The 18,698-nt window shown below is 45.3% G+C and carries 14 protein-coding genes; 10 read left to right on the top strand and 4 right to left on the bottom strand.

Annotated features, from left to right (window positions below):
* Positions 1-3: 3 nt before the first annotated feature.
* Positions 4-2,967, top strand: coding sequence for a TMAO reductase system sensor histidine kinase/response regulator TorS (gene torS, locus R7M92_RS04565; protein ID WP_318132809.1), 2,964 nt, complete (start codon positions 4-6; stop codon positions 2,965-2,967).
* Between the two features lie 50 nt (positions 2,968-3,017).
* Here torS and R7M92_RS04570 read toward each other — a convergent pair whose 3' ends face one another.
* The 3 genes from R7M92_RS04570 to R7M92_RS04580 form a co-directional block, all read right to left on the bottom strand.
* On the bottom strand, positions 3,018-3,209 hold the full coding sequence (locus R7M92_RS04570; RefSeq protein WP_005376565.1) for a hypothetical protein: 192 nt from the start codon (positions 3,207-3,209) through the stop codon (positions 3,018-3,020).
* Positions 3,210-3,227: 18 nt separating this feature from the next.
* The gene (locus R7M92_RS04575; RefSeq protein WP_206958799.1) at positions 3,228-5,582 is read right to left on the bottom strand and encodes a fatty acid cis/trans isomerase; all 2,355 of its coding nucleotides are present in this window, start codon (positions 5,580-5,582) and stop codon (positions 3,228-3,230) included.
* A gap of 80 nt (positions 5,583-5,662) precedes the next feature.
* Positions 5,663-6,049 (bottom strand): winged helix-turn-helix domain-containing protein, encoded by a 387-nt coding sequence (locus R7M92_RS04580; RefSeq protein ID WP_005376561.1) that lies wholly within the window; start codon positions 6,047-6,049, stop codon positions 5,663-5,665.
* A gap of 306 nt (positions 6,050-6,355) precedes the next feature.
* Between R7M92_RS04580 and R7M92_RS04585 the strand changes: the two genes are divergently transcribed.
* Positions 6,356-7,903 (top strand): arylsulfatase, encoded by a 1,548-nt coding sequence (locus tag R7M92_RS04585; protein ID WP_318132810.1) that lies wholly within the window; start codon positions 6,356-6,358, stop codon positions 7,901-7,903.
* Between the two features lie 134 nt (positions 7,904-8,037).
* Here R7M92_RS04585 and R7M92_RS04590 read toward each other — a convergent pair whose 3' ends face one another.
* Positions 8,038-8,895 carry a LysR family transcriptional regulator gene (locus tag R7M92_RS04590; RefSeq protein WP_025767859.1) on the bottom strand — a complete coding sequence of 286 codons (858 nt, stop codon included), beginning with the start codon at positions 8,893-8,895 and terminating at the stop codon, positions 8,038-8,040.
* Between the two features lie 140 nt (positions 8,896-9,035).
* Between R7M92_RS04590 and R7M92_RS04595 the strand changes: the two genes are divergently transcribed.
* The 8 genes from R7M92_RS04595 (at position 9,036) to R7M92_RS04630 (ending at position 18,677) form a co-directional block, all read left to right on the top strand.
* On the top strand, positions 9,036-10,562 hold the full coding sequence (locus tag R7M92_RS04595; protein ID WP_017635363.1) for an arylsulfatase: 1,527 nt from the start codon (positions 9,036-9,038) through the stop codon (positions 10,560-10,562).
* A gap of 106 nt (positions 10,563-10,668) precedes the next feature.
* A complete protein-coding gene (locus tag R7M92_RS04600; RefSeq protein WP_318132812.1) occupies positions 10,669-11,970 on the top strand; it encodes an anaerobic sulfatase maturase in 1,302 nt (433 codons plus the stop codon).
* A gap of 85 nt (positions 11,971-12,055) precedes the next feature.
* On the top strand, positions 12,056-13,039 hold the full coding sequence (locus R7M92_RS04605) for a MoxR family ATPase (protein WP_318132814.1): 984 nt from the start codon (positions 12,056-12,058) through the stop codon (positions 13,037-13,039).
* Positions 13,040-13,051: 12 nt separating this feature from the next.
* Positions 13,052-14,014 (top strand): DUF58 domain-containing protein, encoded by a 963-nt coding sequence (locus tag R7M92_RS04610; protein ID WP_047101409.1) that lies wholly within the window; start codon positions 13,052-13,054, stop codon positions 14,012-14,014.
* A complete protein-coding gene (locus R7M92_RS04615; protein WP_213971542.1) occupies positions 14,015-14,593 on the top strand; it encodes a DUF4381 domain-containing protein in 579 nt (192 codons plus the stop codon).
* Positions 14,586-15,656 (top strand): vWA domain-containing protein, encoded by a 1,071-nt coding sequence (locus tag R7M92_RS04620; RefSeq protein WP_005398156.1) that lies wholly within the window; start codon positions 14,586-14,588, stop codon positions 15,654-15,656. Before R7M92_RS04615 ends, R7M92_RS04620 begins: the two co-directional genes overlap by 8 nt.
* A complete protein-coding gene (locus R7M92_RS04625) occupies positions 15,649-17,379 on the top strand; it encodes a VWA domain-containing protein (protein ID WP_318132818.1) in 1,731 nt (576 codons plus the stop codon). Before R7M92_RS04620 ends, R7M92_RS04625 begins: the two co-directional genes overlap by 8 nt.
* The gene (locus tag R7M92_RS04630; RefSeq protein ID WP_318132820.1) at positions 17,376-18,677 is read left to right on the top strand and encodes a BatD family protein; all 1,302 of its coding nucleotides are present in this window, start codon (positions 17,376-17,378) and stop codon (positions 18,675-18,677) included. The genes R7M92_RS04625 and R7M92_RS04630 overlap by 4 nt, the downstream gene beginning before the upstream one ends.
* The last annotated feature ends 21 nt before the right edge of the window (positions 18,678-18,698 follow it).

Below are 18,698 nucleotides of genomic sequence, written 5' to 3' on the forward strand. Positions count from 1 at the left end.
AATATGCTGCTAGCAACTGCAAGCATCGGTCGTAAACTTTTGTTGTCTTTCATTGCGATGGCAATACTGGTCATGTTATCGGCACTTATTGGTGTGTCTGGATTTTCTTTGGTTGCCAAAACCGAAAGAAATGTCGTGGATTCTGCGATTCCCGCCATGATTGAGGCGAGACAAGTCTCTGAGTTGAGTACTCGTATTATTTCGTCTGTACAAATGTTGTCGAACGCAAGAAACGAGCAGGAAAGAAAGGAGTCAGGGCGAGTGCTGTTCGAACAGCTCGAGTCTTTACTCACTCACATCAAGGAGCTCGGGAGTGAGTCGTTCGATTCTCAATTGTTAGAAGCTTTAGAGAATAACGTCCAGAACGTTATCGACAATTTGGCAGAACTCGGTGTTTCGGTTGAAAAAAAGCTGTGGCTTGCAAAAGAGATAGATACTCGTGTTGAAGAAATGCGTCTGCTCAGTGAAGAGCTAGAACAACTAACTCGTACGCAAGTTCAGAATACAAGCACCATTGCTGTTGCTAACGTCACGCATATTTATGACTTATTAGAATCGAATAAAAAATCGCAAGTTTATCAGGCGCTAGATGCACTGGTGGAGGTCGATCTTGATCTGACTGAGCGATTGCATGAACTGCACTTGTTGGCCTTTAAAATGTTGAATCAGATTGAAGAGGCTCGGACATTAACGAATATTGAGCGAATTCAACAGGTTCAAAGTGATTTCGATAGCAACCTCAAAATCATGCAACGCCGTGTACTCGCTGTGGAAGATCCTACGCGCTCTAAGCAAATGAGCCAACTGCTCATAGAGCTTGGTAAGCGTCAGGTCGTATTTTCTATACTGATGCAGCAATACGAGAATAACGAACAGTCACAACAACTGATGCAAAAGACATTAGAGTTGTTCTCAGAGCTTAATGGCACGGTCAACAAATTGGTTGATGATTCAAACAAAACCACTACCGTCGCTGTAGACCAATTGACCAGCACATTGAAATTCGCTCAATGGTCTCTAACCGTTATTTCAATTGTTGGTTTGATTGTATTGGTGCTGATTTTATGGCGTGTGGTGTACCTTTCTGTTGTGAAGCGGTTAGCGGAATATTCCGCTGCGTTACTGTCTGTGGCACAGGGTAACTTAGCGGTTGAGTTGGAAGTGAAAGGCAAAGATGAGTTGGCGCATATGGGGCAGGCCATCATCACGGCTCGTAATACCGCGCAAGCACTAAAAGTGGTAGCAGAGGGTGAAGCTCAAGCCAAGCGAGAGCTTGAGGAGCATAAAGAGCATTTAGAAGAGCTCGTTGAGCAGCGCACTTCGCAGTTAAAACAAGCAAACCGCCGTTTGAATGAAGAGGTTTTGAATCACGCTAAAGCTCGCAAGCAAGCAGAGCAAGCGAGCCGAGCAAAATCGGCTTTCTTGGCGACGATGAGCCATGAGATAAGAACGCCAATGAACGGAGTGTTGGGGACAGCACGCTTGCTGATTGACTCAGGCCTCAACCCAATTCAAAAGCGTTATGCGGAAATCATTAATCGTAGTGGTAAAACGTTGCTCGCGATCCTTAATGATGTACTGGATTACTCCAAGATTGAAGCGGGGCATTTAGAAATTCGTCACATGGGCTTCGATTTACACCAAATGGTGGAGGACACTTTCCAGTTAATGAACAGTCGAGCACAAGAGAAGAAGCTGCTGTTCTCCTACCATATTGAAAGTGATGTTAGTCGCTACTGGAAAGGGGATGTCACCAGAATCAGTCAGGTGCTGAACAATCTTGTTGGTAACGCGATTAAGTTCACTGACGAAGGAGAAATTGATATCTACGTTAGCCTGAACCCTGAGGACGAGTCGCAAGTCCTGTTTGAAGTATCAGACACTGGAATAGGAATTGCCAAAAAATACCAGAGAACGTTGTTTGATGCCTTCACGCAAGCTGAAGGTGGGATGAGCCAAACTGGAGGTACGGGGCTTGGACTTGCCATCAGTAAGCGAATCATTGAAGCGATGGGCGGTGTTTTAGAAGTCGATTCCGAAGAGGGAAATGGTAGCCGATTCTGGTTCTCTATTCCGTTAGAGGAAAGCGAACCTGTTGAAACAGGAACCGTGGCAACCGCACGTTGCAAAGTGAAAGCAAAGGTCTTGCTGGTAGAAGATAATGAAGTCAACCGAGTGGTCGCGGAAGGTTTTCTAGAAAGCATGGGTCATCAAGTCGTGATGGCGGAAAACGGCTCACAAGCAGAGCAACTGATCAGCACACAGGATTTTGATATCGCTTTAGTCGACATCAACCTCCCTGATTGTGATGGAACTGAGTTGATCCAACGCTTAAAGCGGATTGAGTGTGATAAGCCGGCCAATAAAGCGCTTGCCGTCACGCCAATGATTGCAGTGTCTGCGCACGTTTTTGCGGAAGAAGTTGAGCGCTATCTAGCCGCTGGTTTTGACGGATACTTGCCTAAGCCATTGGCAAAAGAGGCACTCGCGGCATTGATTCAGGATGCGCTAGACGGAAAGCCGTTGTTGTTGCCACAAAATGCCGACTGTACCCCGTTTGATCAAATTTCGCCTCAAGAACAAGAGCTACAATCAAAGGTCGTTCAAGCGCCCCAAAAAAAGGAACCCGATGTGGTTATCATTAATCCGAGCGTGATTGAGTCCGATATGAAAATCTTGGGCAGAGATAAGATGTTGCACATTATTAATCTGTTTAGAGCCACCAGCACCGATGTATTAAGCAAGCTGCAAGCGTCTGCTGAGGACAATGATAGTAAAGAAGTAAAGAACCTTGCCCATAAATTAAAGGGCAGTGTAGGAAGTTTAGGACTAACTGCGTTAATGAACGCTTGCCAAGCAATTGAAGCCGCGCCTCAACCTCTAGATACCTATAATGCGACTAAAGATGATTTAGTTTCTCAAGTGTCTGCATCAATTCAAGCTCTGGATGAGTTAATGGCGAAGTAATCCATCGAGCATTGAAAATAAAAAAACCTCCGGCTTTCCGGAGGTTTTTTCTATTCGGTCATGTCATCTTCCCACTCGAATCGAGTGTCTAGGGCATAAGGGTCATCATCAAAAGGATGTTCCACTTTGCCACGCAAGTATTCGAGTTGATGCTCAAGCATATTGACCGTTTCGTAGTCTCCCTCAGAACAAGCAACGTAAATCTGTTGTTCAAGAGCGGCAATGTTATCTCGGATACCCATGAGAACCCCCTTAAATCATCATCGATTCTCAAAACGATTATAGTCAAGTAATCCAAATTCGATCGGTTGTTTTGTACGGTACCAATTGTGTAAACGATCGCTAAATGACCAGAATTTTTCTGAGCTTCTACGAATCGCAAAATTATCCAATAACTTAACGTAATCGGACTCGTTTTGGATGGCACTAAATTGATCGACAAAATCTTTTACTTGGTTTTCGTTGATCGAGAAAAATGCCGCAGGGTAGCTTCCCACAACGCCGCGTACAATGGTCATATCATCGTTAGCAAAGTCACGGTTACTTTCTTCATCAAACAAGCTAGAGATGTTTGTGTGTGCATTGTTGTGAAGTAAGGTGAACAGTTCATCTTCCCCTGATTGACTTCTCACCATAAGCATAGTGATTTGCGGAACGGTTTTTAGGCCTTCACCACGAACGTGGTCAATACGTTTTAGTTGCTTTTCACTACTCGCAGAAAGAGCCGTGCCTTGAATTTCGTAGCGAGGCAGAAGCACATCTGAAACATGTTCGCTCAACAACTCCACCAACTCCGTTTTTGGATCGTCACTCTTATACTGAACGCTGGTTGGTTGGTTAAACGGCTTCACATTTCGTTGTAAAAAGTCACTCAACTGCGGGCTTTGATCTTTATACCAGCTAGATTGAAGTTCATGGCGCATATCGGCGGGTAACAACGAGATAAAGTTACTTTCGCCTTCTAGACGCAAGAAGTCCATAAACATTCGTGTCATGAGCTGATGGCCGAAGTTACCGTAAACGTCAAACCCAGCAACAAGCAAATAGTGGATACGCTCTAGTAGCGCGTAGTCAAGAATCCACACTGTTTTAGGCTGCTCACCAACTAACCCTTGAACAACAGAAGCACTATCAAAATGGCGGAATATCGTTAATGCCGCATTATGGTTGGTGCCATTACCATCCCAAATTACATCGGTGGATAGGTTTTCACCTTCTTTAAACCAGTTATTAGTGAACTCAGATTTAGCCTCTAGGTAGCGAGCTTGTTGACGCGCGTACTTGACCCAGTTGGTAACAGGTAGCGTGTTACTTTCTTGCTCTGCCGGTAGTTTTAGATTATCAGCCTGAGATCGGTAAAACTCATTTACTTCTGGGATGTCTGCTTTATCTGGATCAAGGAAAAACACCCAAAAGCGATCATTGATAACATTCAATGCCAGTTGGCCACGACAAACTGGGCCTTTGATGTATGCCATTATTGTATTTTGCGCATTATCTAGCATGAACTTAAAGCGCGACTTCACTGGAAGGTCGATGAATGATGTCATCGGGTTTGCAGCAACTTCTGGTTCATAACTCGGTAGCTGACTAACCATGTAATCAGCATCAATAAACCAAGTTTTCCAGTTCTCTATGCGTTGCTTGTTTAACGCGAATGGCATGTGAGTTTTATCTACTATGGTCCCTTGCTCTGGAATAATTCGATAAAACACGCGTTCAACCCCTGGATCATCATACGGGCGACGCGTTGAAATACGTTTGACGGGCTGTCCTGGTGGTGTAGCAGAGCGGACGAGCGTGAAGAATCGGGGATCTTCATCGAGTTCCGAAAAGTAGAGATGAGATAAAAACAAATGCTCATATATATACCTAGCCATCAGCTGATTTTTCAAATCAGAGTGGTTAAGTAATGCTTCGTACTTATCTATTTGCGCTTGCTCATTCTCACTAACAGGTTGGTGAACGTTCATTATTGCGCCGTTTTCCAACCAAGTCATGAGTGTGTGGTATTCACTGTTTGATAGATTTGGCATACCAAAAGGCATGCCCCAGGTTGGGTTATCCTTTTCGTATTGCTCGTATTCTTCAATCGTTGGACAGGTTTGCTCTCGGTCTATCGAAAAGTCAAAGCCTTCTAACTGGACTTGGTCAGGCAATGGGTGGCGCTCTTTTTGCTGTAGCAAACGTGCGATAAGGCCTGCGTCAATGTTGGCTGCCATGCTTTGATCACGTTCGTTGAGAACCGGATGAAAACCCGCATCGCGCCACTCTTGGGTTGTTTCTGCATCTTCGAATAAGCGTGTTGGTGCTGCGGCTGTGAGTCTTGTTCCTTCATATACCAGTGCTTTACTCGCACCACGGTCAATGCCCTCAACAGAAGTGAGCTTAAGCTGACATGGTGCATCGTAGCACGCGTGGCAGACGACACAGCGGTTATCCATAATGGGTTTAACTTCGCTTTGGAAGAAGTTTGCTTGAGGGGTTTCCACGTCAACAGTGCGTTCACGCACGAGCTGTGGACCAAACAGTTGATCATAGTTAAGACCAGCATAGGTTGCACAGCCGGCAAACAAAGTAGCAATGCAAAGTGTAAAAATTAAGCGCAAATTCATTGAGTTATTTTACGTGATTAGAATTTGCATTAATTAAAGCAAAATAAGCGGTCAATTACCAAAAGTTGGGTCAATTAGCGTTAATTTTTCTGTTGATTGTCTGAGCGCTTGAAAATGTAACCCTGGCGGTGGACTGTCTGAATTCTGTCTGTCGGAACGCCTTCGTGAACTAGACGCTTTCTCATTCTGCTCATGTGCATATCGAGTGCTCGATCATGTTCAGTAAATTCACGTTTTAGTACTGTTTCGTAAAGAAAATGCTTACTAAGTACTTGATCTTGATGGTGAGTGAGAGTTTGCAGCAGCTTAAATTGAATGCTTGTTAATTGAACAGATTTCTTGTTTGGCAAGTAATTGAGTACCACAGAGTGAGTGCGCTTATCTAGTAATAGCTCCTCATCATTATGGTGAACGCCGTTGTGTTGGCATTGGGAAGTTTTTCCATTTGAAACCTTGGAGTCAAGCACACGGGTACCTTAATTATTAATAGTAGTAAAACGTATTATCATTAATATTTATGTAAAAGCAATCAGGTACTTTATGAGCACTGTGATATGCGTAGACAATCTTAATACTTGAGATTACCAGTAGTGATGAATGGTGCGATGGCGCTCTGAACTAAAGTGCTATTGGAGTGCGTATTAGCTACAAATAACGGTGTAATGTTAGGCAAAGATAGAAAGAATTCTCATTTAGTAAATTCGCTTATCCGCTATTTGTGAACTATACATTCTGTTGCAGGAAGCACTTTTCTAATACACACAGAGGTTTATATGACAGCGAAATATGGCGTTAAACGCCGATTAGCGATTCTTGCCGCCGCTTTAATCGGTGCGACAAGTAGCAGTATCGCAGCAGAGAAACCAAATATTCTCGTCATTTGGGGTGATGATATTGGCCAGTCCAATCTCAGTGCTTACACGTTTGGCTTGATGGGGTACAAAACACCAAATATAGATAGTATCGCCAAAGAAGGCATGATGTTCACTGACTATTACGGTGAGCAATCTTGTACAGCGGGCCGTTCTACTTTCATTACGGGCCAAACCGTTCTTAGAACAGGTTTGAGTAAAGTGGGGCTTCCAGGTGCTGATCTTGGCTTGAAGGAAGAGGACGCAACCATTGCCGAAATGCTGAAGCCGATGGGCTATATGACAGGGCAATTTGGTAAAAACCACTTAGGTGATAAAGATGAGCACCTTCCTACTAATCACGGCTTCGATGAATTTTTTGGCAACCTTTATCACTTGAACGCCGAGGAGGAGCCAGAAAACGTCGATTATCCTAAAGATCCTGAGTTTCGTAAAAAGTTCGGTCCGCGCGGCGTTATCCGTTCGTACGCTGATGGCAAAATTGAGGATACAGGACCTCTAACTCGCAATCGCATGGAAACCGTGGATGAAGAGACGTTAGATGCGGCACTCGACTTTATGGATCGTGCCGTCAAGGCTGAAAAACCTTTCTTTGTCTGGTGGAACGCAACTCGTATGCACTTCCGTACTCATGTGAAAGAAGAGAACTCTGGAAAAACAGGTATCAGCGAGTATGCAGATGGTATGGTCGAGCATGATAACCATGTAGGTCAGCTACTGAAAAAAGTGGATGATTTGGGTATTAAAGACAACACAATCGTCTTTTACTCCACCGATAATGGCCCACACATGAACTCGTGGCCAGATGCAGGTACAACGCCATTCCGTGGAGAGAAAAATACCAACTGGGAAGGTGCGTACCGAGTTCCTGCGATGGTACGTTGGCCGGGTAAAATTAAAGCTGGCTCTGTTTCGAATGATATCATGCATCACATGGACTGGATGCCAACGTTCGTTGCTGCCGCGGGTGATGACAATATCAAAGAGAAATTGCTCAAAGGTTATAGTGCGAATGGTAAGAAATTCAAAGTTCACCTAGACGGCTATAACTTCCTACCATATTTGACTGGTAAAGAGGATAAGGCCCCACGAGAAGAAATTTTTTACTTCTCAGATGATGGAGACTTAACTGCACTTCGCTATAACAAATGGAAGCTGGTCTTTATGGAGCAACGAGCAAAAGGCACGTTGCGTATTTGGGCTGAACCATTCACCACACTTCGTGTTCCTAAGATCTTCAACTTGCGTATGGATCCTTACGAAGTGGCTGATATCACTTCTAACACTTACTACGATTGGATGCTAGACCGTGCTTACATGCTTGTTCCTGCGCAAGCTTACGTAGGCAGATTCCTTGAAACGTTTAAAGAGTTCCCACCAAGGCAAAAAGCAGCAAGCTTCTCGCTCGATCAAGTGATGGAGAAACTAAAAGAGAACCCAAATAAGTAGGAAAAGCTAAGTGAAGTATCACATATAGAAAGAGGCTCATTAACGTGAGCCTCTTTTTTATCTGTAAAATTCTATCTATTCAGGTTTGTAGAAAGCTTGATGACGAAAACGCCTAACGCTTCAATTGACAAGAGTTATAAACAAATTGGTTCGTAGTGGGCTGCCGTTAAGTTGGCTTTGATTTTTTCACGTAGAGCGATGTGGGCTGGGTTGTTTACCTCTCGCTTATGGTAGACGAACTTGTAAGGGATAGAGCGTATCGAAATGGGGCAGGGCAAAATTTGAAGTTTGAGCGCTTTGCTCCACTTGTTTGCAAAAGATTGAGACACGATCCCTAAACTGTCTCTTTGGGCGACATACAGCGCCATGCCCGCTAGCGAAGATGTGATCAAGTCGACTTTTCTTTCTTGAATTGTTTCCTTTGCTAGTTGCTCGAACCCCGACATGTTGTTCCATTTTCCTGAAAATAAACAGTGAGTTTCCTCATAAAATTGCTCTTTTGTGAGCGTGCCGTGTACACGGGGATGGTTCTCACGACAGATAACCACGGCTTCTTCCTCATAGGCATCTTCAATAATAAACGCTGCATCTTTCGTGATCACCGTATCGATTACTAGATCGACTTTTTGTTGTCTTAACAGCTCAAATAATAGGAATTTTTCGGGTGGTGATTCATAAAAAATAGTGTTCTTTATCGGGTCCATAATGTGCAACAAAATTTCCGAACAACACACTTCAAAATGATTTTTATCAGATATCGCATTGTCAATAATATTAACCGCTTGCTGGAATTGCGGCAGTAATTGATAAGCGGTGGAGGTTAGTGCGATACCTCGCCCTTTTTTAACGAATAATTGCTTATCGACGACTTGCTCTAAACGCTTTATTGCAGCGCTCACAGCAGGTTGTGTAAGCCCTAATTGTTCCGCGGCTTTTGTATAAGATTGAAACTCCGCAACAACAAGAAAAGTTTGGATCAAATTCAAGTCCATAACGTCACTCATAAATTTAATTTATAGGTTAACTAATTTTGACTGCATTTATCGCCTGAAATTAGTGCTTTATCTTATATCAACAATGGTATTGAAAAGCGAATACCATTTTTACGCACTAGCGAACTCTTGGAGATAATATGAAAAATGCGACCAAAACGAGCAGTAAAAAACTCGTACTTAACGCATGTACGTTAGCTTTGGGCGCTGCATCTGCAGTTGCACATGCAGCGGACAAACCCAACATTCTTGTCATCTTTGGTGATGATGTTGGTTACTGGAACCTTAGTACCTATAACCAAGGCATGATGGCGTACAACACGCCAAACATCGATAGCATTGCTAAAGAAGGTGCGAAGTTCACTAACTTCTACGCACAGCAAAGCTCGACAGCAGGCCGTTCTGCATTTATCACTGGTCAAATGCCAAAACGTACAGGTCTATCAAAAGTGGGCTTACCAGGCGCTCCGGAAGGTATCTCGGAAAAAGATCCGACGATTGCAACCGTGCTTAAACAAATGGGTTACGCAACCGGACAATTTGGTAAGAACCATTTAGGTGACCGAGACGAGCACCTTCCTACCAACCACGGTTTTGATGAATTCTTCGGCAACCTATACCACTTGAACGCAGAAGAAGAGCCAGAGAACGTGGATTACCCTAAAGATCCGGAGTTCAAGAAGAAATTTGGCCCTCGTGGCGTTATCCATTCTTACGCTGACGGCAAAATCGAAGATACCGGTCCACTTACGCGTAAGCGTATGGAAAATGTTGATGGTGAGTTTCTTGATGCCGCAGAAAGCTTCATAGAAAAACAAGTAAAAGCGGACAAGCCGTTCTTTACTTGGTTTAACACCACTCGCATGCACAACTTCACACATGTTCCTGAAGAATACCAAGGTAAAACAGGTGCCGGTTTCTACGCGGATGGTGTTAAGCAGCACGATGACCAAATCGGTCAGCTACTAAACAAGATCAAAGAGTTAGGTGTGGATGACAATACAATCATTGTTTACACCACTGACAACGGTCCTATGGTTGATTTGTGGCCGGATGCAGGGATGACACCGTTCCGCTCAGAGAAAAACACTGGCTGGGAAGGGAGTTTCCGTGTGCCAATGTTGATTAAATGGCCTGGAAAAATTGAGGCAGGTAAAACATTCAACGGCATGATGTCATTAGAGGACTTTTTCCCGACACTAGTTGCTGCGGCAGGTGATACCAAAGTTAAAGACGAACTGCTAAAAGGCAAAAAAGTTGGCGATATGGACTACAAAGTTCACCTAGACGGTTACAACCAACTGCCATATTTAACGGGTAAGTCAGACAAATCCGCACGAAATGAGTTCGTTTACTGGAGCGACGACGGCGATCTTGTGGCATTGCGCCAAGGAAAGTACAAGTTCCACTTTATGATTCAAGAGAATGAAACGGGTATGGATGTATGGCGTAAGCCGTTCACTAAACTTCGTGTGCCACTGATCTTTGACTTGAGCATTGATCCATTTGAACGAGGCGATCAAGGCATGGGTTATTCTCGTTGGATGTACGAGCGTTCATTCTTAATGATGCCAGCAATGGATACAGTGAAAGAGGTGATGGGTACATTCAAAGAATTCCCGCCTCGTATGGAAGCAGGTTCGTTCGTACCTAAGTCTTCTAAGTAAATTAAGATTATATAGCGCTTTTTGGAGCGCTATATACCCAAATAGCTTCACTTTTGCTGTACAGCGCTCACGAGGTTATTTGGGTATATGTAATAGTGAGAAACGTATGAGTAAGATTTCCCCTCGCCATTCTACTACTATGCCTATTGTTCCTCTTAAAACGGCGTCTAAAGCGCCTGTTCTGGGCGCGTATGACCGTCGATTCCATGTGATGGCAAAGCCAGGCGGAGCAAAGTGCAACATCGATTGTCAGTACTGCTTTTATCTGCATAAAGAAAATCTACTGCACCAAGAAAAGCAGCCAAAAATGGACGACGCAACACTGGAAGCGTTCGTGAAAAGCTATATCGAAAGTCAGGATGGCGAAGAAATTGTATTCTCATGGCAGGGCGGGGAGCCGACGCTGCTTGGGTTGGACTATTTCCGCAATGTCGTAGCTTTGCAAAAGAAATATCAGCCGAAAGGCGTTCGCATTGAAAACGACCTTCAGACCAACGGCATTTTGCTAAACGATGAGTGGTGTGCGTTTTTAAAAGAGCAAAAATTCCTAGTTGGCTTGTCGATTGATGGACCACGAGAGCTGCACGACAAATATCGCAAAACCCGCAGCGGTAAGCCAACGTTTGATCTCGTGATGAAAGCGGTAGATAAGCTCAAAGCGCATGGCGTGAAATTCAACGCGTTGGTCACGGTGAATCGTCACAATGCGAAATACCCGCTCGAAGTATATCGATTTTTAACCCAAGAATTGGGTGTGACTTATATTCAGTTTGCGCCGGTGGTAGAAGCCAACAACTTCCAAACAACCGCGCCGCAGTTTTGGAACGAACAGATGATCCCAACCAAAGGCAGTGATCTGGCTAAACCGGGGCATCCAATGTCGATTGTAACGGATTGGTCAGTCGATCCTGAAGGCTGGGGACGCTTTTTAATGGCGACCTTTGAAGAGTGGGTGAATAACGATCTTGGCCGTGTGCTGGTTAATCTGTTTGAAACCGCGGTGGCGCAAGTAATGGGGAAACCGTCTCAGCTTTGCGTGACGGCGGAGTTTTGTGGCAAAGGGTTGGCGATTGAGCACAATGGCGACGTGTTCAGTTGCGACCACTATGTGTATCCAGAATACAAACTCGCCAACATTCATGAACACTCACTGAATGAAATGGCCTTCTCTACAAGACAATATACTTTTGGCATGGCAAAACGCGATTCATTGCCGACGTATTGTAAGCAATGCCCTTACTTGCCTTATTGTTGGGGGGAGTGCCCAAAAAACCGTTTGATCAAAACGCCGAATGGTGAGAGTGGTCTAAACTATTTGTGTTCGGGAATCAAAATGTTCTTTGATTATGCGTTACCGATGTTGGTTGGTCTTGCACAACTTCTCCAATCTCAAGAACCGCAAAGATAACATAGTGAATATAACCTTAAGTTATTTCATTTGTTCTTATACTTAACTATCGAAAAGACGGCTTAAACCATTGAAAAGGTATCCTATGAACCACGCACAACAAGCGATAAAAGAACTCATCGAACAAACAGAAAAAAGCGTCATTGGACAAAGCCACGTGGTTCGAGCTTTAGTCATCGGGTTATTAACAAATGGGCATATTCTGCTAGAAGGTTTACCGGGAACGGCAAAAACACGTTCCGTAAAATCGTTGGCGAACTTGTTAAACACCAGTTTTGGTCGAATCCAGTTTACGCCGGATCTTTTACCATCTGACGTGACGGGTACTGAGGTTTATCAAGAGCTGGATGGTAAGCCGCAACTCCACTTTCAACCTGGGCCCATTTTTAACAGCATTGTACTTGCTGATGAGGTCAACCGTGCACCTGCCAAAGTACAAGCGGCACTGCTTGAAACCATGGCCGAAGGCACAATCACAGTAGGCGATAAAACTCACGTATTGCCAGACTTATTTATGGTGCTTGCAACGCAAAACCCAGTAGAGCAAGAGGGCACGTACCCACTGCCAGAAGCGCAAATGGACCGCTTTATCATGAAGGTTACCGTCGATTATCCAGAAGATGACGCAGAACGTGACATCATTCGTTTGGTGCGCAGTGAAGAATTGGGTGCGGAAACCAGCAGCGAAATTATTACGCCAAAACACATCGAGCCAGACGTGGTGCTAGAAGCGCGTCGTCAGTTACCAAACATCGTGGTATCAGACCTAGTGGAAAACTACATCGTTGCGTTAGTGATGACGACTCGTAAGCCAGAGCGTTATGCCGATTCAAACTTAGCAAAATGGATTGAGATTGGCTCTAGTCCTCGTGCTTCCATCGCACTCGACAAATGCGCTCGTGCGTATGCGTGGATGCAAGGACGTGACCATGTGACTCCTGACGATGTGCGTGCCATGGTTCCGTCTGTATTGGGCCACCGTTTTTCTTTGACCTACGACGCACTAGCAGACGGAGTCGATCACCAACGAGTCGTACAAGAGCTGCTAGATTGTGTAGAAATTGGGTAAGTGGGAGGCATTATGGCTAAGCCAACTCTTGCGCCAAAATCACAAGGGATGGATCCCCGTTTGTACTGCGATTACGCTCGTTTAGTACGTCTGCAAGCACAAGCAGAATCATTCAGTTTACTTCCTCACCTAAAGGCGGGTAGCGTACTCTCTGGCCGACACAATTCGTTGTTTCGCGGTCGTGGATTGAACTTCGAAGAGCTGCGCCATTACCAATTAGGTGATGATATTCGTAACCTTGATTGGAAAGTTACGATGCGTACGGGTAAGCCGCATGTACGCAGTTATACAGAAGAAAAAGATCGCAACGTAATCGTGTGTGTCGACCAGAGAAGCACAATGTTTTTTGCTTCGACGCAAGTAATGAAATCAGTTGTCGCGGCAGAGATCGCAGCGATGTGTGGGTGGCGAGTATTAAAAGATGGCGACCGAGTCGGTTTTGTCATCGCATCCCCGCAGGCGTTGTTTCACAGCAAGGCACAGCGTTCGCAAAACGATCTTCTGGCGCAACTTAAACGTCTCGCTAAAGCCAATCAATCGCTCAATGTGGACTCCCGCAACTCCGAAAAAGTAACGTTCAGTCAATGGATTGAGCTCATTAAACGCATGAAGCTCAAGCAATCCACTTTGATTTTTATCAGCGACTGGAGCGACTGCGAGGAGCACCATCTTGATCACCTTAAACAGCTGCAACAGCACAATGATGTTCTCGCAGTGATGGTTAGTGACCCATTAGAACAAACGTTACCAGACGATTTGGCAAAATCGAAATGGGTGGTTGGTGATGGGCAGTATCAACTCAATTTAGACAGCAAAGCAAAGGTAGAAGCCGCGAGCGCAAAGCTTGAGGCTCGAACTAGCTTACAGCGTCAATCACTCTCTCAACTTATGGCGATGAAACACCTTCCGCACATTGAACTCGATACGACTGGCGAGCACATTAAACAATTTCAAAAACTGGTAGGAGGGCGTTAAATGAGTGGTCTTCCTACGCCTCCGAGTACCTACATACTCAGAGAGTTACATGATGTGGCCGTGCCACCAAGCGTGAGTTGGTATCCGCAAACTATTGGCTGGAAAATTTTAGCGGCGGTTGCGCTCATTGCATTGGTGTATGTCGCGTATCGTTTGGCTCAACAGTGGTGGTGTAACCGCTACCGACAAGAAGCTCTGTTGGCGATTTCGCAAATCAAACCGAGCGACAAAGGCATGCCTAAAGCATTGTTCTCTGTGCTTAAAATTGTGTTGATTCATGTTGATAGCCGTAACGCGAAATTGTTTGATACCGCCTTTTTGCGCAAGCTCGATGCGCTATATCTGCAAACCGGAGATTCTCAAGCAAACTCGCAAGTGGTCTTTAACGATGAGCTTTCAAAGCGTTGGCTACAAAGTATTGTTGACCCAAGCGTTATGCTAACCAACGAAGAGCGAGTAACGCTTATTGCTCGTGCGAAAAACTGGGTGAGTGAACACCGTTGCGATGCTCAAAAAGGCACAACAAAGAAATCACCACTATTGAAACGCAAAGCAAATCAGGGAGGTCAACATGAATGATCTTCTTGTATCGCTAACTGGTTTGTCTGGTTTTGAATTTGCTCACCCAATGTGGTTTCTGATTTTGCCGTTGCCATTGGTGGTATACTACTTGGTGCCTGCATATCGCACTAAGCAAATGGCGATCAAAGTGCCGTTTTTTAGTCAGTTGGTGGAAGCGATTGGCGAGACGCCGTCAGAAGGTGCAAGCCAGTTAACCCCAAGCTGGTGGCAACGAGCAACGTTAATTCTCTCATGGCTTTTGGTGGTGTGTGCGATGGCAAAACCCACCGTGTTAGGCGAGCCTCAAGTTCGCGAGAGTTTAGGGCGCGATGTGATGGTGGTGGTGGATCTTTCGGGTTCCATGGCTGAGCCTGATTTCACGTCTCGTACAGGTGAAAAAATTTCTCGCCTTGATGCGGCGAAAGAAGTGCTGACGGAGTTTGTTCAGTCTCGTAAAGGTGACCGATTAGGCTTGGTTCTTTTTGGTGATGCCGCTTTTGTGCAAACGCCATTTACCGCTGACCAAAAAGTGTGGCTCGAACTGCTTAACCAAACCGATGTGGCGATGGCAGGGCAGAGTACCCATCTTGGTGATGCAATTGGCTTAGCGATTAAAGTTTTTGAGCAAAGCGATAAGTCGCGTGGTGCTTTAGAACAAGATCAAAACCGTGAAAAAGTCGCGATTGTATTAACCGATGGTAACGACACGGGCAGCTTTGTCGAGCCGATTGATGCGGCGAAAGTTGCGAAAGCCAAAGGCGTGCGAGTGCACGTGATTGCGATGGGTGATCCGGAAACGATAGGTGAAACCGCGTTGGATATGGACACGATTCATCGCATTGCGAAAGAATCCGGCGGTGAAGCGTTTGAAGCTCTCAACCGTGATGAACTGTCGGCTGCCTACGACGAGATTGGCAAACTGGAACCTCAACTTTACGAAAGCACTACATACCGCCCAAAACAAAGCCTTCATCATTACTTGATGGCGTTAGTGGTCATCATGCATTTGCTCGCGTTCAGCGTCGCAACACTCAAAAGAAGGGCTGCAACACGATCATCATTAGGAGAGAGCGATGTTTGATTCTCTTAGTTGGACGCAATTCTTTACACAGTTTCATTTTATTCGACCACTGTGGTTACTGGCTTTGATCCCCATGTTTTTCTTGGTGTGGTTACGCTGGCGAGAAGAAAGCAAGCCAAGCTGGAAGGATATTCTGCCCGAACATTTACGCAATGCTTTGACGATAGGTGAGCGAGGCTGGCGTAAGCAACTGCCGCTTAAGCTCTTGATGCTGATTGTGTTCATCGCCATTGTGATTTGTGCAGGCCCAACGTGGCAACGAGAATCTTCTCCCTTTGGCGAAGATAAAGCCTCTATGCTTGTGGTGCTTGATAACAGCGACTCGATGCTGCAAAAAGATCTCCCACCAAGCCGCCTTGAGCGTTCCAAACAGAAAATACGCGATTTGCTAGCCGTGCGAAAAGGCGGAAAAACGGGTTTAGTCGTGTTCGCGGGCAGTGCTCATGTCGCAATGCCTATAACTCAAGACAGCAAAGTATTTGACCCATTTTTGGCGGCCATTACGCCAGAAATTATGCCCGTGCAAGGTAAGCTTGCCGAAAAAGCCTTGCCGTTAATTGATCAACAATTGCAAGGTCAACCAGGCTCCACCGTTCTGTTGGTGAGTGATGGCGTTAATCCAGCCACGATTGAGCAATACCAAGCGTATTTCTCGGGCAAACCTTATCAACTGTTAATTCTTGCGGCAGGGAATGCTGACATTGTGAGTAACAACCCAATGGATTTGGATTCTCTACAAAAACTGGCTAGTCAGACTAACGGTCGATTGGTGGAAGTGACCGTCGATAATAGTGATATCGAGCAACTGAACCGATACGTTGAGCGCAATATGCAGCTTAATGGCGAATCTTCAATGCCTTGGAAAGACATGGGTTATCAACTTCTGTTCCCAATCGCGCTGATCATGATGCTGTGGTTTAGAAAAGGGTGGTTAGTGCAGTGGTGCGTGATTGTAATGGTGAGCGGCACGTTATTGATGCCAACAAGTGCGTTGGCCGAGAACATTTCAGTTAAAGCCGAGCAGCCACAAGTTGTGCAAAAAGTGACGGCTTTCGACAAGGTAGCGCAATGGTGGTGGGATTTGTGGCTAACGCCAGACCAACAAGGACAGCGTTTGTTCAACCAACAAGCGTATTTAGAAGCCGCGAAACACTTTGTCGATCCATTACGCAAAGGGACGGCGTACTACTACGCTAGCGAGTTTGAACTCGCCCACAGTGCGTTTTTGGAAATGCAAAATGACCCGTCCGAAGAGGTTCGAGATTACGGTCTTTATAATGCGGCGAGTGCATTGGCGCGTCAGCGTGAATATTTGGCTGCACGTGACTTGTTAAAATCCCTAGCCAACAAGCCAACGTTAAGCGAGAGGCTAAGACCGGATGTTGAGCATAACTTGAAAGTGATTGGTGGTATTGTAGAGGACATCAACCGGATGAGTGAGAGTCAGGCAGGAACGGAGCAAGAAGCATCAACCGAGCTAGGCGATAACCCTCAAACCGCAGAAGGGGCGGATGAAAAAACGTCAGCGGAGTTGATGATTAAAGAGACGTTAAGTGCAGACGACATCTTAGGTAGCCAAGAATTAGCCGACAAATGGTTAAAGCGAGTCGAAGCGGATCCTAAATACTTCTTAAATGCGAAGTTTCAGATTCAATTGCGTTCAATAGAAACCGGAGAATCAACTTCTACTGCGAACGAAAATACAGAGGAGGCGGTGCAATGATGAAAAGCCACCGTTTTACGCCCTTTGCTTTACCCTTGTGGTTAGTTATCTGTTTCGGTTTCCTCCTGAGCAGTAGTGTGTTGGCTCAAGATATTCGTGACGTTCAACGAGAGCATGGTGTTGAGTTACAAGCGTGGGTTGGTAAACAACCAACGGCTGGAGAGAAGCGTAAAACACCAAGTTTTAGCGTCAATGAGCAAGTTATTTTAACCATCGAAGTGGCAACGCCGCGTTGGTTTACGGGTGGTACGAGAATTGGCAATATTGAAATACCCAATGTTATCGCCAAACAGCGTAATCAACTAGCAACCAACTTTACTGAGCAAAAAGAGGGACAAACTTGGTCGCGTCAACGCTGGGAAGTGACTTTGTATCCACAAGCATCTGGTGATTTTGTGATTCCACCTGTCGCAGTGGGCGTTCAGGTGTCTGCGCCGGACGGCGAGAAGGTGTCAGGCACACTTTACACGCAGCCGATTAAGTTCAAAACCGTATTGCCATCGGGCCTGCTGAGTGGTGAGACACCTTGGTTTTCTGCAACAGATGTAGAGGTAAAGCAAGAGTGGGAAACCTCCACTGAGTCACTCAAAGTTGGGGATGCAATCACGCGTAAAATCACTATTTCAGCTCAAGATTCACTTTCTGTGTTGTTACCAGACTTGCTGAAAGGAGAATCAACAACCCGTTACCAAGCGTATCCTCAACCGCACCGTCTTACGGATACGCAAACTCGTGGTGATTACCAGTCAACACGCACAGAAGAGAGCGTGTATGTGATTCAACAAGGTGGTGAATTAACCCTGCCAGATTATGAGTTCCGTTGGTGGAACAGTAAGACTCAGCAAGTGGAAACGGTGGTGTTAGAGGGCAAAACATTTGCCGCGAAGCACACGTTGAAATCCTTCATCAAAACGTATTTTGCATGGATTGTTTCCACGCTTGTATTGTTGGGTTTTGTGACTGTTTCATTGGTAGCCATTAAACGTTACTACCGCAACAGACCGACACCAGCATGGTTGACGTTCCACCGTTTGTTAAAGGCTAAACGTTGGTCTGAAGCAAGGACCGTATTGTACAAACAATTGCGTTTAAATACGGCAGAGCTGGAAATGACCAAAGCCGATTCGAGTGAATCGTGGCAAAAAAGTGCGTCGCGAATGCAAAATGGTGAAAATAGCGCTCATTTAATGAAGTCGATGTGGCGCAAGATCCAGACCAAACAACAACGCTTTAAATTCCGTATTCCACGAGCGTTACCAGAACTGGACAAAGTCATTGGAAGAGATGGCAATGAATAAAACGGGGCGCTAATATAGCGC

This window comes from Vibrio sp. Vb2880, from assembly GCF_033337975.1.
Classification (GTDB): domain Bacteria; phylum Pseudomonadota; class Gammaproteobacteria; order Enterobacterales; family Vibrionaceae; genus Vibrio; species Vibrio alginolyticus.